The organism is Chitinophaga vietnamensis, assembly GCF_902167635.1.
Taxonomy (GTDB): domain Bacteria; phylum Bacteroidota; class Bacteroidia; order Chitinophagales; family Chitinophagaceae; genus Chitinophaga; species Chitinophaga vietnamensis.
In genome coordinates, this window is sequence record NZ_CABHMS010000001.1 from 953488 (window position 1) to 969137 (window position 15650).

General features: G+C 50.3%; 12 protein-coding genes. 5 read left to right on the plus strand and 7 right to left on the minus strand.

Annotated elements, in window-relative coordinates:
• Positions 1-4: 4 nt before the first annotated feature.
• The 6 genes from FPG75_RS03980 to FPG75_RS04005 all read right to left on the minus strand — a co-directional run bounded on the left by FPG75_RS03980 (position 5) and on the right by FPG75_RS04005 (position 6578).
• Positions 5-778, minus strand: coding sequence for an endonuclease/exonuclease/phosphatase family protein (locus tag FPG75_RS03980; RefSeq protein WP_143305252.1), 774 nt, complete (start codon positions 776-778; stop codon positions 5-7).
• A gap of 81 nt (positions 779-859) precedes the next feature.
• Complete coding sequence (locus FPG75_RS03985) at positions 860-1744, minus strand: alkaline phosphatase (RefSeq protein ID WP_143305253.1); 885 nt, start codon at positions 1742-1744, stop codon at positions 860-862.
• A 65-nt stretch (positions 1745-1809) separates the two neighbouring features.
• Positions 1810-2568: a copper homeostasis protein CutC gene (locus FPG75_RS03990; RefSeq protein WP_143305254.1), complete on the minus strand. Its 759-nt coding sequence runs from the start codon at positions 2566-2568 to the stop codon at positions 1810-1812.
• Positions 2569-2667: 99 nt separating this feature from the next.
• A complete protein-coding gene (locus FPG75_RS03995; protein ID WP_143305255.1) occupies positions 2668-3723 on the minus strand; it encodes a N(4)-(beta-N-acetylglucosaminyl)-L-asparaginase in 1056 nt (351 codons plus the stop codon).
• Between the two features lie 10 nt (positions 3724-3733).
• On the minus strand, positions 3734-4699 hold the full coding sequence (locus tag FPG75_RS04000) for an ROK family protein (RefSeq protein ID WP_143305256.1): 966 nt from the start codon (positions 4697-4699) through the stop codon (positions 3734-3736).
• On the minus strand, positions 4671-6578 hold the full coding sequence (locus FPG75_RS04005) for an MFS transporter (protein ID WP_201747879.1): 1908 nt from the start codon (positions 6576-6578) through the stop codon (positions 4671-4673). The genes FPG75_RS04000 and FPG75_RS04005 overlap by 29 nt, the downstream gene beginning before the upstream one ends.
• A gap of 182 nt (positions 6579-6760) precedes the next feature.
• Here FPG75_RS04005 and FPG75_RS04015 point away from each other — a divergent pair, with 182 nt between their 5' ends.
• Positions 6761-8083 (plus strand): sugar MFS transporter, encoded by a 1323-nt coding sequence (locus tag FPG75_RS04015; RefSeq protein ID WP_143305257.1) that lies wholly within the window; start codon positions 6761-6763, stop codon positions 8081-8083.
• A gap of 101 nt (positions 8084-8184) precedes the next feature.
• The gene (gene galK / locus FPG75_RS04020; protein ID WP_143305258.1) at positions 8185-9327 is read left to right on the plus strand and encodes a galactokinase; all 1143 of its coding nucleotides are present in this window, start codon (positions 8185-8187) and stop codon (positions 9325-9327) included.
• Between the two features lie 81 nt (positions 9328-9408).
• Here the strand turns inward: galK and FPG75_RS04025 are convergent, their stop codons facing one another.
• Entirely contained in the window at positions 9409-10803 is a 1395-nt protein-coding gene (locus tag FPG75_RS04025; protein WP_201747880.1) for a Gfo/Idh/MocA family protein, read from the minus strand.
• A 223-nt stretch (positions 10804-11026) separates the two neighbouring features.
• Between FPG75_RS04025 and FPG75_RS04030 the strand changes: the two genes are divergently transcribed.
• The 3 genes from FPG75_RS04030 to FPG75_RS04040 all read left to right on the plus strand — a co-directional run bounded on the left by FPG75_RS04030 (position 11027) and on the right by FPG75_RS04040 (position 15636).
• Entirely contained in the window at positions 11027-13057 is a 2031-nt protein-coding gene (locus FPG75_RS04030) for an alpha-L-fucosidase (RefSeq protein WP_143305259.1), read from the plus strand.
• Positions 13058-13629: 572 nt separating this feature from the next.
• The gene (locus FPG75_RS04035; RefSeq protein ID WP_143305260.1) at positions 13630-14397 is read left to right on the plus strand and encodes a GNAT family N-acetyltransferase; all 768 of its coding nucleotides are present in this window, start codon (positions 13630-13632) and stop codon (positions 14395-14397) included.
• Between the two features lie 48 nt (positions 14398-14445).
• A complete protein-coding gene (locus FPG75_RS04040; protein ID WP_236652721.1) occupies positions 14446-15636 on the plus strand; it encodes an argininosuccinate synthase in 1191 nt (396 codons plus the stop codon).
• Positions 15637-15650 lie beyond the last annotated feature (14 nt).

Consider the following 15650-nt stretch of genomic DNA (forward strand, 5'->3'; position numbering starts at 1 on the left):
AGTTTTAATTGCTGATCATCGAGAGTTCACTGAGTACAGGGCGGTGGTCGGAAGCGATGGTTTCCTCTATCACGCGGGCGCTGAGGGGCTGCCAGCGATGTTTCGGATGTACCAGTATATAGTCCAGCTTCACCTTCGGCGTATCGGAGGGGAAGGTATGACCTGCTTTTTCAGTGATGTCGGTGAAGAGTTGTTTCATCACGGCGATCTCTTTGCTGGACGGACTTGCATTGAAATCTCCTGCGAGGATCACCGGCGCTTTCAAAGTATTAAAATATTCAACGAGGGTATTGGCCTGCGCTATGCGTTCATTGCTGTTGTCTGATGCATCGAGGTGTGTACAGGCAAAATGCAGGAGGCTATCGTTAGGCAGTTTTACGCTTACAATGCCAACGGCTCTCGGCTCTTGTCCTTTGGCGCCGGGCAGCGGCAGCGTAGTGCCTTCTGTGATCGGGTAGCGGGAGAGGATGCCGGTGCCATAGGCGCCGCCATCGAAATCCATCGACTTCGCAAAGTAGGTGTACATGCCGGTGACGGAGGCAAGTTCTTTCAGCTCATCCAGTTTTTGGGTGCGCTGAGTGGCGCTGTCTACTTCCTGTAATGCCACCAGATCCGGATTGGTGGCCAGTATCACGTTGGTGATGCCTTGAAGGTCCACCACGCCTTTCACATTTTCTCCATGATGGATGTTGTAGGTCAGCACCGTGATCTTTTGCGCCTGTGCAAACAGGGATAAGCTGGTGAAGCAAACAGCTGTAACGAGTAGCAATTTTTTCATAGCACAAAATATTTATGGATTTACGGATTTTTTGATTTTGGGATTTAAATCAGAAAATCCGTAAATCCGTAAATCAAAAAATTATTTGAATGCTTCTGCCACGGGCCTGCCAATCCATACCTGTGGCGTTTTGAGGCCGAATATCCAGGCGAGGGTAGCGGCGGTGTCGAAGGTCATTACGCTGCCGGTGATCTCTTTGTTCTGGCGAACGCCGGGCCCGCGCATGATCCAGGGTATCTGCATCTCCTCCATGGTTTTACCGCCATGTCCTTTTTTGATGCCGCCATGATCTGCTGTGAGCAGGATGATGGTATTATCCCACATGCCGGCATCTTTCACCGCTTGTAAAATTTTCCCTAGCAGGATATCGTTCTTGTGTACCTGTGCAAAATATTCGGGAATATTATGACCGATATTATGACCGGTGCCATCCGGCTCATCGAAATGTACGAAAAGAAAATCCGGTTTTTTTGATTTGATGTAATCCACGGCAGTGGCGGTGGCCAGACTGTCGTTATCGTGGCAGGGCACTGCGTAGTTCACCGCTTCTTTCGGGAAAAGGTAGCCGATGCCTTGCCAGCTGTAAATAACGCCTATTTCCGCATTGGGTTTCTGTTCGCGCAGCAGGGTGTAGATAGAAGGGAACATGCCGTATTTGTCGAGCATGCGGGAAGGCAGTTCCGGTTTTTTGCTGTCCCATTCTGTATATCCGTGGATCTCGGGGCCGGCGCCCATTACCATAGATGCCCAGTTAACGGCACTGGAAGAGGGGAGTACACTGCGTGCCTGTAATGTCCAGGCGCCGTCTTTCATCATTTGTTTCATGTTAGGATTGTCTACTTTCGGGAAGCAGTAAGCGCCGAAGCCGTCCATTCCTACCAGGATCACGTGTTTCACGCCTTTCACTTGCGCATGCGCGAAAAGCGCAGCCAGCATGCATCCTGTTGCAATGATCAGTTTTTTCATTCCTTGTTCACTTTATGTTGATGATTAAATTGTCGCGATCATCCCGCCGCTAAATAACTGAAATATCAGTTTGATTTTAATGCTTTTTCAGCAATTTCACGTATTAATAATACTTCATTTTTTTGTGTGAGAGAGATACCGTATTCCGGTACGCCGGGAATGCCGCCCATGCTGACATTGGGATTGCGGTACTGCATCTGGCTGTCTACATAAGCTTTGGCGGTGGTATGATATTCTGTGACGCCGGTAGTTTTCACCAGTTCGGCGATATTGGTGGAGCGCACGCCGGAACCGGCCATGATGGCGATGCGGTCGTTGGCGCGGATCACTAATTCTTTCAGGAGGGAAGCGCCTTCCAGCGCGGTGTTGCGGCAGCCGGAGCTAAGTATTCTTTCGCAGCCGATGCTGATAATATCTTCCAGTGCTTCAAATGGATTGTCGGTCATATCAAACGCACGGTGAAAGGTAACGCCCATGGGCCATGCGGTATCCACGAGCGCTTTGCAGCGGGCTTTGTCTACCCTGCCATCGGCGGTGAGGATGCCGATCACTACGCCATTACAGCCGAGTTGCTTGCAAAGCTCCACATCTTTTTTCATGACTTCAAATTCCAGGTCGGAATAGAGGAAATCGCCGCCACGCGGCCTGATGATAGGATACAGGTCGATCTTCACTTTTTCACGGGCAATGGCAATGGTAGCGTAACTGGGTGTGGTGCCGCCTTCCAGCAGGTTGTCGCATAGTTCAATACGATTGGCGCCGCCTTCTTCCGCAGCAATGCAGGAAGCGACTGATGCAGCGCATATTTCGAGGGAGATTTTCATATTTGTTTATTTGTTTATTTTTTTATTTGGCTATTTCGCTTCCAGGAACTTTTTCCTGGAAGCGAAATAGCCAAATAAAAAAATAATAAAATGATGAAATTAAAAGTAGTGTTTGCCATCGATCAGCACATTGCTGGTATCGCTGGTGCACACAGCATAGCTAAAGCCTTTCTGGAGGCAATATGCGCCGTGCTGGCCTTTTTTGTTGAGGGCAAGAAAACCTACCTGTATCTCTTTGGCTTTTGACGGGCTTCTCTTTACGATGCGGTTCACTGCTTCTTTGCAGGCGGCTTCCGGAGGGTAACCCTGACGCATCAGTTCCACTACGAGGTGGCTGCCTACGATCTTGATCACTTCTTCGCCTACGCCGGTGCTGGTGGCAGCGCCTACTTCATTATCTACGTATAGTCCTGCGCCGATGATCGGCGAGTCGCCTACGCGGCCATGCAGTTTGAAGGCCATGCCACTCGTGGTGCAGGCGCCGGAGAGGTTGCCTGCGGCGTCCATGGCCACCATGCCGATGGTATCGTGATTGTATACATTGCCGGGCAGCATCAGCGGATTAAAGGCGGTAGCGCCTTCCTGCTTGCCGTACGACTGGTTTTCGATGTTGATGACTGGTTTGTATTCAGATTTTTTCAGCCACTCTTTCCAGGCTTTTTCTGATTCGGGCGTGAGCAGGTTCTCTTTCTGGAAACCATTGGCCAGCGCGAATTGCAGGGCGCCGTCGCCAACGAGCATCACATGCGGCGTTTTTTCCATCACGAGGCGCGCCACGGAGATGGCGTGGGTCACATGTTCCAAAGCCGCTACAGATCCGCAGTTGCCGAATTCGTCCATGATGCAGGCATCGAGCGTTACGCGGCCGTCGCGGTCGGGATAGCCGGAGTAACCAACGGTGTGGTTGTTGGGATCTGCTTCCGGTACGCGCACGCCGGCTTCTACAGCGTCGAGGGCGCGGCCGTTCTTCTTCAATATCTCCCAGGCGGCAGCATTGGCGGCACGGCCAAAATCCCAGGTGGATACCACGATGGGCTTACCTGTCACGACGCCTTTTTTCGACTGTGCGCGTAGAGGCGTTCCCGTTACTCCGTCTAAAGAGAAAACAGCGGCGCCCAGGGCCGCTGTTTTCAAAAAATGTCTTCTATCTTTCATATAAATATTATTAGTCTTTCATCTCCCATGCCAGGGCGCTCGCGCCGAGGATGGCGGCATCGCTTTCCTTCAGTTCAGAGAACACTAATTTAACTTTATTCTGGAAAATAGGAAGCAGGTTGGCTTCCATATGTTCGCGGACAGGCTTCATGATCAGGTCGCCAGCTTTGGTGAGGCCACCGAAGAGGATGATAGCTTCCGGGCTGGAGAACATCACGAAGTTGGCCAGCGCTGCGCCGAGTATCTTGCCGGTGAACTCATACACTTCCATCGCCAGCGGATCGCCTTTCATGGCGGCTTCGTAGATCAGCTTGGAGTCGATCTCTTCTTTGGTATGCTCGCGCAGAAGGCTGTTCATTTCCGGGCGGGTAGCCAGCAGTTCCAATGCAGAGTTGGTGACGCCGGTAGCGGAGGCATAGGCTTCCAGCGAGCCATGGGCGCCGGTTCCGGGATGCAGCCTTCCACCGGGGATCACGATGCAATGGCCCAGCTCTCCGGCAAAGCCGTCATGACCATAGATCAGCTGGCCATTGGCAACGATACCGCTGCCTACGCCAGTGCCCAGGGTGATCACGATGAAATCTTTCATACCTCTGGCTGCGCCGTAGATCAGTTCGCCCAATGCGGCGGCATTGGCGTCGTTGGTTAATACTGCGGGCAAGTTGAATTTAGCCTCCAGCAGCTTGGCCAATGGTATAATGCCTTTCCAGCGCAGGTTAGGCGCATATTCAATGTTGCCATTGTAATAGTTGCCGTTCGGCGCGCCCACGCCGATACCCCTGATATTTTCGATTCCACCTACCTGCGCAATCAGCGGAGCTAGTTGGTTGCTGAGGTCTTCAAGAAAACAATTGACATCTTCATGCTTGTTGGTAAGCATTCTGCCATCGCATAAAATATTTCCCCGACGATCTACAATACCGAATTTGGTGTTAGTACCCCCAATATCAATGCCCACCACTAATTGCTGACTCATAATCAATTCCTTGAGATTTTAATATGTTTTTTACTCTGAAAGCGAAGAATGCAAGATATGCAAAGCACAGGCCCGGGATCACATAAGAATAATGGATACCGATGCTCGGGATATCGGCCAAACCGCCCTGTACTGGCGGAACAAGCGAGCCGCCGAGGATCATCATCACAAGGAAGGCAGCGCCCTGACCGGTATATTTACCCAAACCGGCGATAGACAATGCGAAGATGTTCGGCCACATTACAGAGCAGAACAATCCACCGCTGATGAAGGCGAAGGTAGCAAGCGGACCATGGGAGGCGAGACCTATCAGCACAGAAACGATGCCCAGCAAACCGAATATCATCAAGGTTTTGGCAGGTTTGTCCTGGCCGGCGAAGAAGCCTACAATCTGAATCGCGATGCAGATCGCATAAGGATAAAGCTGGCTGATATCGTTGCCTTTGATCACGTTAGCGCCCAATACTACGCCGTAAGCAACGAAGGGCACGATCACGCAAAGTATCTTGCGGGTATTTTTAGAAACGTTGAAAACGCTGATGGCGCCTGTCCAGCGGCCGATCATCATACTACCCCAGAAGAGGGATACATAAGGATCGAGTTCTGACTCGGCGAGGCCATTAGGCGTAAGGAAGCCCGGATGTTTCAGCAGTGCGCCGAGGTTGCTGGCGATGGTCACTTCTACGCCTACATAGATGAAGATAGCCAGCATGCCCAGTGTGAGCTGCGGATATTTCATCGCGCCCCAGCCTTCGCTGTTATTTTGCGAAGCTATTTTTGTATAGAATAGAATGCCGATGATACCAATAATACCGGTGATGAACAGCGGCAATTCCACTTTCAGATAGAGGCCCAGCAGGATCAGGATGAACATGAGAGAAATACCGACGATAGATTTGGTTGCTTTCGGTGATGACTCAAATGGCTCATCGCCGCCGCCTTCCGGCATTTTCACAAATGCGAAGATCGCTGCCGCAATCAGGAAAAGCACGATGAGCATGATATACAGCGTGTTGATCTTGCTGATATCAGTACTCACTGCACTGCCTTTGATATTGCCGAACAACAGCATGCTCACGATGATGGGACCGATGGTGGTACCAAATGAATTCACGCCTCCTGCAAGATTGAGGCGGTGAGAACCTTTGGCCGGATCGCCCAGCAGCACGGCAAATGGATTGGCTGCCGTTTGTTGTAAGGAGAAGCCCAGCGCTACGATGAACAATGCCATCAGGATGAGGACAAAGTAGCCGAAGGTAGCCGTTTGTTTGAATTGTGTATCCAGCACGCCGAGCACTTTAGGCAGTTCCGCCTTTTCGAAAGTGCCCGTGTAATGATCTTTATCTTTGGTGAAGCCTGCCGGTACGGTAGACAGCAGATCCGCATTGCTGGTGTATTTGGCGGCTGCTTCATTATCTGCAATGATGAGCGAGTAGTTGTTGCCTTTTTCGCGGCGGATCTTCACCTGCCTGTCGGATGATTGCAGTTGTTGTTCCGGTTGGAAGCCGCTCACATCTTTCAGCGTTTCGCTGATGGGAACGATCTTTTCTTTGTTTACACAAGGGATCATGATCGCCGATCCGAGTACAGAGATGAGGAGACCGTAGATGATACCTTTTTTGTAGCCGATCTTGTTGAGGATATCCACTTTTCTTGCGGCAGAAGCGAGGTACAGAATAACAGAACCAATGAAATACGCGCTGTAAAAGGAGAAGTCGATCAGTTGTGACTCAAGCTGTGTAAGGTTGAAATGAGATTTACAGAACGGGATAAAGATACTGTTGGATGCAGCCAGAAACCCCCAGAAAAAGAACACCAATATTAGCACAAAGAACGATGGATGAGTGCTCTGTGCGCCTTGCTTTGTTTGCTGAGCCATAAACGTGTTAAGTTACAGTGAAATTTTGCCCGATAAATGTATAAATATTTTTTTAGGAATTTCTAAAAAACCTAATAAACCCTTGTATTTTTTTTGGTTGATAAAACGTTTTAGCTAAGATATTTAATAAAATATAGATAAAGTTGTTTATGTTCGCGTTTATCTTAAACAATTGACAGCTTATGTCCAACCAAACAGCAACAATGGAAATTCCCGCCAAGCAAGCGAGTTATGGACAATCTATGGCCATCATGGGCATGTTGTTCTTTATATTCGGCTTCGTTACCTGGCTGAACGGCACCCTCATCCAGTTCTTCCAGATCGTGTGTGAACTTAACGTATCCCAGGCTTTACTGGTAACCTTTGCGTTCTTTCTCGCCTATTTCTTTCTGTCATTACCTTCTTCGTACATCCTCGGAAAAACAGGATTCAAAAACGGGATGTCGCTCGGCCTGCTGATCATCGCTGCAGGCTCACTGGTATTCATTCCCGCGGCCAATGCCCGCAGCTTTGGCATGTTCCTCACGGGCCTGTTCATACAGGGCGCCGGACTGGCATTGCTGCAAACGGCTTCCAACCCTTATGCAAGTATCATCGGTCCTAAAGAAAGTGCTGCCAAAAGGATCAGTATCCTCGGTATCTGTAACAAGGGCGCAGGCGCGCTGGCGCCGCTCATCCTCGGTTCCATCGTACTGAAAGGCGCAGAGAAACTGGAAAGCGATATCAAAGCCGCAACGGATGTAGCACAGAAAAACGCGTTGCTCGATAGTCTCGCCTCCCGTGTGATTGGTCCTTACGTAGTGATGGCCATCGTGCTCACGATCCTCGCCATACTGCTGAAACGCTCTTCCCTGCCTGAAATTGATACCAACGCGGAAGATGAAGGTACAGCTGCCGTTACCAATGGTAAAACCAGCGTGTTCCAGTTCCCGCACCTGCTGCTCGGCGTATTGTGCATCTTTGTATATGTGGGCGTGGAAGTAATGGCGGGCGATGTGATTGGCTCCTACGGTAAATCGCTGGGCATGAGCGTGGCGGATACCCGTTACTTCACCACCTTCACGCTACTGGCGATGATGGTCGGATATATTATTGGCATTGCTACCATTCCCAAGATCATCAGCGGCCAGAAAGGTTTGCAGATATCTGCGGTATTGGGCGTGCTGTTCACTGTGTGCGCTTATCTTACCAGCGGTTTTTCTGCGGTAACATTCATCGCGCTGCTGGGCCTCGCCAATGCACTGATGTGGCCCGCTATCTTCCCGATGGCGATCGATGGCCTGGGCCGCTTCACCAAAACCGGTTCTGCCTTGCTCGTAATGGGTATCGTTGGTGGCGGCGTGCTGCCGCAGATCTACAGCGGTATGTTCAACGAAAAAAGTATGTTCAGTTTCCTTTATAGCAGCAGCATCGATTTCAAACATGCCTTCCTGTATTGCATGGTGCCCTGCTACGTGTACATCCTGTTCTATGCAGTGGCGGGCTATAAAGTAGGCAAGGAATAAATTTATTCAACACATCTCGCAAGGAACAATCAAATTTGTTGTTCCTTGTTTTTTATTCTTTATTTTTAGGTGTAAAAATTACGTTTAATTCCACTTTTTTGATGATACAGACAACAAGAGAGCAATTCATCCGCCTCTTCGGAAAAGAGCCACTGATAGTAGTTTCGCCCGGAAGGATCAATCTTATTGGAGAACATACCGATTACAACGACGGTTTTGTACTACCCGCAGCGATCGATAAAAAAATTGTATACGCCATTGCGCTGAATGGCACGCAACAATGTACCGCGCATGCTGTATTCACAAATGAAACGGTGTCTTTTTCACTCGACAAAGTGCAGCCCACCAAAGGCTGGATCAATTACCTGATGGGCGTAGTGTTCCAGTTGCAGGAACGTGGCTTGCCGATGCAGGGCTTCGATTGTGTGGTGGCGGGTGATATTCCGGTAGGCGCGGGCATGTCTTCATCCGCAGCAGTAGAAGGCGGCCTGGTAGCGGCGCTGGACAAACTGCTCGGCTATGGCCTCGATCGCATGCAGATGGCGCTCATCGGCCAGAAAGCTGAACACACCTTTCCTGGCGTGAAATGCGGTATCATGGACCAGTTTGCAAATCTTCACGGAAAGAAAGACCAGGTGATGCGCCTCGATTGCCGCAGCCTGGCCTATGAATATTTTCCTTTCAATTTTCCCGAATACAAAGTGGTGCTTTGCAATTCAATGGTGCATCACTCGCTGGCATCATCAGCGTACAACGTACGTCGTCAGCAATGTGAAGAAGGCGTGAAGGCCATCCGGCTGAAACACGCTGCCGTGCAGTCTTTGCGCGATGCCAGCATGGCCATGCTGGAAGAAGTGCGCGCACAGCTTGATCCCAAAGTATACGACCGCTGCGCATACGTGATCGCCGAGATACAACGCGTGCAGGATGCCACCCAGCTCTTGCAGGCCGGCGATCTTGCGAAATTCGGGGAACTGATGTATGCTACTCATGAAGGACTCAGCAAGCTCTATGAAGTGAGTGTACCGGAACTGGATTTCCTCGTGTCGCTCGCCCGCCAGCGGGAAGAAGTGGCTGGCGCGCGCCTGATGGGTGGCGGCTTTGGCGGCTGTACCATCAACCTCGTAAAAGCAGATAAGGTAGATGATTATATTTCGTTTATACAATCCCGTTATAAAGCGGAATACGGAAAAGTACCGGAAGTGTACGTAACAACGATACAGGACGGTGTAACAGTCTTATAATTACGAATTACGAATTAAGAATTACGGCCTGCCTGGTAGCTACCAGGCAGGCCGTAATTCTTAATTCGTAATTCGTAATTATTAATATTGATCGTCGAAAGCGAAGATCGGCTTCCTGTTCATCCAGCGGCCGCGGGTGAAGTCAGGAATGTATTGTACGCTGCCGCCTTCTGCTACTGATTGCTCGCTCAGCGGAGTGATCGCGTACCAGGTAGCCATATCGTATACGTCCAGCTGATAAGGAGCGCCACGTTTGATGCTCTCGATGAAAGAGTTCATCACGAACCAGTCCATACCGCCGTGACCTGCGCCTGCAGCGTCGTTGGCATAACGCTTCCACAGCGGGTGATCGTATTTACCGAAGTAAGAGGCTTCGTCTTTGAAGTCGCCTGTTTTCTCCCATTCATCGTACGGACTTTTCTTTTCGATGTAGATAGATTTCTGATCATCCATCCACAGGCCGTTGGTGCCTTGCACGCGGAAATTGAGGGAGTAAGGGCGTGGCGAGTTAGTATCGTGCGACAGCATGATCGTTTCACCATTATTGGTTTTGATCAGGGTAGATACGATATCGCCGAGTTTAAATTCCACTTTGGCATTGGGATGACTTTCGCCGCCATTGTCAACGATATATTTGTGCAGGCCGCGTGATTTCGTTGCTACGGAAGTGAGCGACAGCAGGCGGTTTCCACGGTTGATGTTCACAGCGTTGCAGATAGGACCGAGGCCGTGAGAAGGATACAGGTCGCCGTTGCGATGCACGGAGTGGTTAGTTCTCCATTTCGCTTCGGAGAGGCCTTTCTCGCCAAATTCCACGCCGCCGCCATAATATTGTTTGCCATTGTTGAACTTCACCCCGCGGAGGTCGTGCTGGTAGCCGCCTTGCAGGTGTGTGAGCTCACCGAAGAGGCCCTGGCGTACCATGTTGAGCACGGCCATCACATCTCTGCGGTAGCATACGTTTTCCATACCAAACACTTGTACGCCGGTGGATTCACTGGTGTTCACCAGTTCCCAGCATTCCTGGATATCGGAAGCGCCGCAAACCTCTACAGCAGGGGTTTTGCCGGCTTTCATCGCAGCAACGGCCATGATGGAGTGCCATTCCCAGGGTGTAGCGATGATCACTGCGTCGATATCATCACGTTTCAGCATATTGCGGAAATCTTCCGGACCATTGGTGTATTCAGCCACTTTCCTTTTGCCGCCATAGGCTTTGGTGATCATGTCTCTGGCTTTCGGTACCGTGAAGGCGGTATCAGGATCAGCAAAGGCAATTACTTCTACATCTTCACGACGCAGGCAGAGGTTCAGGTGACCCAGTCCGCGGGCGCCTACACCGATCAAACCTACTCTAACCTTTGGCTTTTTTTCATTGGCAAACAGTTTTGCAGAAGAGCCCAACATGGAAAGGCCTATTCCTGCCGCTGCCGTGTTTTTGAGAAAACTTCTGCGATGCAGTGGTTGTTTAATCATTGTTCAGTTGTTTAAATATCGTATTAATACTACGTTCAGGAGGGTTTAAATTTATAAAATAAGATCTATCTTATGCAATCCTGCCGCTTATTTTCTTACATTTTTGTGATAAACGGCAGATAATTTTTTTGATAATAGTGAAGATAGGATCATGAATGGATAATAACGTTCAGTTATCGGCAGGATAACTACATTATCTTCGCTCTGATCTAATTACTTATTAATGAAAAGAACACTGCTGATTGCCTGCCTCCTGGGCAATGCGGCGATGGCGCAACAAACCATCAAGCCTTACGGTGCATTGCCATCCAAAGCCCAGGTAGCATGGAATGACATGGAGTATTACATGTTCATTCATTTCGGTCCCAATACCTTCACTAACCGCGAGTGGGGGCATGGCGACGAAGATCCGAAAGTATTCAATCCAACGCATGTAGATGCCCGCCAATGGGCGCGTACCGCCAAACTCGCCGGTATGAAAGGCATCGTGCTCACAGCCAAACATCACGACGGCTTCTGCCTCTGGCCCAGCAAATACAGCACGCACACGGTGCGTGAAAGCAGTTACAAAGGCGATATCCTCAAGGAGCTCTCTGCTGCCTGTAAAGAATATGGCCTCAAGTTCGGCGTATACCTTTCGCCCTGGGACCGCAACCATCCCGAATATGGCACGCCCACCTATAACCAGGTGTTCGCCAATACGCTCAATGAGGTGCTATCCAGCTATGGGCCTGTGTTTGAGCAGTGGTTCGATGGCGCCAACGATGGTACCAAAAAGCAACAGTACGACTGGCCCCTGTTTCACAGCGTAGTATATAAAAATCAGCCCAACGCCGTTATCTTCAGCGATGTAGGCCCCGGTTGCCGCTGGGTGGGCAATGAAAACGGCATCGCCGGTACCACCAACTGGAGCACGCTCAACGTAAAAGGCTTCTCGCCCGGCGCTGGCGGCCCTCCCGCCAAATCGCTCAACGAAGGCAATGAAGATGGCGAACGCTGGATACCCGCAGAATGTGATGTGAGCATCCGCCCGGGATGGTTCTACAGCCCCGATACCGACGACAAAGTGAAATCCCTTTCCGAGCTGCTAGATATCTACTATGGTTCCGTAGGCCGCAATGGTAACCTGATCCTCAATGTGCCGGTAGACCGCGACGGGGTGATACATCCCAACGACTCTACCCGCCTGATGGAGCTGCGCCGCGTGCTGGACGCCTCTTTCAAAGATAATCTCGCTAAAAAGGCGGTAGTAACGGCTACGCCTACACGTAAAAATAACAGCGCCGTGAAAGTGGCCCACCTCACCGATGGCAACAGCGACACTTACTGGGCTACCCCCGACGAGGCCACCACAGCGGATATCACGTTGAGCTACGCCCAGCCGGTCACTTTCAACCGCGTGGTATTGCGCGAGTTCATTGCGCTGGGGCAGCGTGTGCAGGCTTTCTCTGTATCCATCTGGGACAAAGGCGCCTGGAAGGAAGTGGCCAAAGAAACCACCATCGGGCATAAGCGCATCCTGCGCCTGCCGGACTATACCACTACTAAAGTGCAGGTGAAAATACTGGCGGCAAAAGCAGCGCCGGTGATCAGCGAAGTACAGCTCTTCAAAGCGCCTGCCGTGCTGGCCACGCCGGAGATCAGGCGCAACAGGGAAGGCATTGTGCAGATACGTTGCGCCTCTGCCGATCCGGAAGTACATTATACCCTCGACGGCAGCGATCCCGTGCTCAGCTCACCTTTATATGATGGCAGCATGCCGCTGGCGCTCCCGCAGGGCGGCATCGTGAAAGCCCGCGCCTTCATCAACAAAGGGCAGCAGGCCAGCCAGGTGGTGACGGCTCATTTCGATGTGGCCCCCGCCAAATGGACCGCTACCGCTGCCGGCAAAGATGCATCTAAAGCCATCGACGCCAACCCGGGCACTGCCTGGGTAGCAGAGAAAGGCTTCCCGCAGGAACTGAAGGTAGACCTGGGCGAAACCCTCACCCTGAAAGGGTTTACTTATCTGCCTGTTACCGGTCACCAGGGCGGCGTAATATATAAATATGCTTTCTATACCAGCGAAGATGGCCAGCAATGGGGCAATCCCGCTGCCAGCGGCAGTTTCGCGAATATTAAAAATAATCCGGTACTGCAAATAGTACCCTTTGCGCCTGTGAAGGCCCGCTACATCCGCTTTGTAGCGCTTTCACCTGCCGATGAAAAAGATACACAGGCCACCGTGGCCGAACTGGGCGTGATCACGCGATAGGTTCTCGCAAAGGCGCAAAGCAGCAGAGCAGCGAAGGCGGGCTTCGCCCGCATAAATCTGGCTCAGGATTACAGGATTGAAAGGATTTATCAGGATTTTCGAATTGATCTTCGCGAATCTTTTTTAATCCTGTAATCCTGGGTTTAATCCTGTAATCCTGAGCCAGATTTATGCGGGCGAAGCCCGCCTTCGCTCCTCTGCGCCTTTGCGGGAACGCCTTTTGAAAAAAAATTGGTTTCCCCAAAAAAATTGGACCATTTAAAAATATATTGTTATAACTTTGCGGATATTCTAAACTAAAGACAATATTTATAACAATTTAACGCTGAACTGAAGTTGGAAAAAATCGCAACTCATACCAACATCTCCGCATATCATCCCGCTTTAAACGAAGGGGTATATTCTGTTGGGTTCAATGTCTTTAGATACCTTTCCCGACGACCTAGGATTTGATAGCGTTTGTCATATGGCCCGCTGTCGCACCGTGATTCCCAATCATATGGTGTTCCTTTTATTTCCGCCAAGGAAATTTCTCAATGTAGTTTATTGATTCACGATTTCAATTTAAAAAGTTGGAAAATCAGCATATCATCGTTAGGGTAGCCACTCCTGACGATATACACTATTCAAAGACCATCACCGATGAGATGGAATCGTCTGCAAAGGCGCGTGGAACCGGCATTGCCAAGCGTTCCCCCGCTTATGTAGAGCTGAAGATGCAGGAAGGCAAAGCCGTTATCGCCGTTACAGAAAAAGGAGACTGGGTAGGCTTCTGTTATATTGAAGCCTGGGGACATGAGAAATTTGTTGCCAACTCCGGACTGATCGTGAATCCCGCATTCCGTGGGCATGGCGTAGCTAAATCTATCAAGAAAAAAATATTCGAGCTTTCCCGGGAGAAATATCCTGACGCAAAAATATTCGGTCTTACCACCGGCCTCGCCGTGATGAAGATCAACTCTGAACTGGGTTATGAACCGGTTACCTATTCCGAGCTCACCGATGATGAGGAGTTCTGGAAAGGCTGCCGCAGCTGTGTCAACTTCGATATCCTCACTGCCAAAGGTCGTAAGAACTGCCTCTGCACGGCCATGCTCTATGACCCCCTGGAAAAGCTCCGGGAAGCGGAAGAGAAAGCCAAAGCCGCTGCCGAAGAGCAATCCAAACTGGCCGTGAACGCCGGCGGGCACATGCACCACGAACATCGCCGCAGAAGAAGATTTAAAGGAAATATAAAACTCTACGAGCGCTGGCTCCGATTTAAAAGATTTGTTTTGCTGAAAAGCAAAAAAGAAGGCGGCGCCGCCGGATCAAAAAAGAAATTCTTTTTCTTCTTCTGATCTCTTTAAAAAAAATAAATATTGTTATTCGTATAAAACGTTGTCATAATGAAAAAAGTAGTATTGGGATTTAGCGGAGGACTTGATACTTCCTATTGCGTTAAATATCTGACGGATGAAAAAGGTTATGAAGTGCATTCAGTGATCGTTAACACCGGCGGCTTCTCCGATGAAGAGTTGCAGGAAATTGAAAAGCGCGCTTACAGCCTGGGAGTAAAGAGCCATAAAACCGTTAATGCCATCCGCTCTTATTATGACGGCGTGATCAAATATCTCATCTTCGGCAATGTGCTGAAGAATAACACCTACCCGCTGAGCGTGAGCGCCGAGCGCATGAGCCAGGCCCTCGCTATCGCGGAATATGTGAAGGAAGTAGGCGCCGACGCTGTAGCACACGGCAGCACCGGCGCTGGCAACGACCAGGTACGTTTTGATATGGTATTCCATATCATGATCCCTGGCGTAGAGATCATCACGCCCATCCGTGATATGAAACTGAGCCGCGAAGAAGAGATCTCCTACCTTAAAGCCAAAGGCGTGCAGATGAACTTCGACAAGGCCATGTACTCTATCAACAAAGGTATCTGGGGCACTTCTGTTGGCGGTAAAGAAACCCTTAGCTCCAATGGCATGCTGCCGGAAGAAGCCTGGCCTACACAGCTCACTAAAAAAGAAGAAGAGCAGGTGAAACTGGTATTCGAAAAAGGTGAACTCAGCGGTATAAACGATAAAACATTTGCGCATCCTTCCGAAGCGATCCAGTACCTGCAAACACTGGCAGGACCTTTCGCGATCGGCCGCGATATTCATGTGGGCGACACCATCATCGGCATTAAAGGCCGCGTAGGCTTCGAAGCCGCCGCTCCCATGGTGATCATCAAAGCGCACCACGCCCTCGAAAAACATGTGCTCACCAAATGGCAGCTCAGCTGGAAAGACCAGCTGGCGCAGTTCTACGGCAACTGGATGCACGAAGGCCAGATCATGGACCCCGTAATGCGCGACATCGAAGCCTTCCTGCAAAGCACCCAGCAGCACGTGAGCGGCGAAGTGTTCGTTACCCTCATGCCATACCGCTTCCAGGTTACAGGCATCCAATCTGCCTACGACCTGATGAGCAGCAAATTCGGCAAATACGGCGAAATGAACAGCGGCTGGACCGGCGACGACGTAAGAGGCTTCAGCAAGATCTTCGGTAACCAGACGATGATCTGGCACCAGATCAAGAATAATTTATAGATTTCTTGATTTGA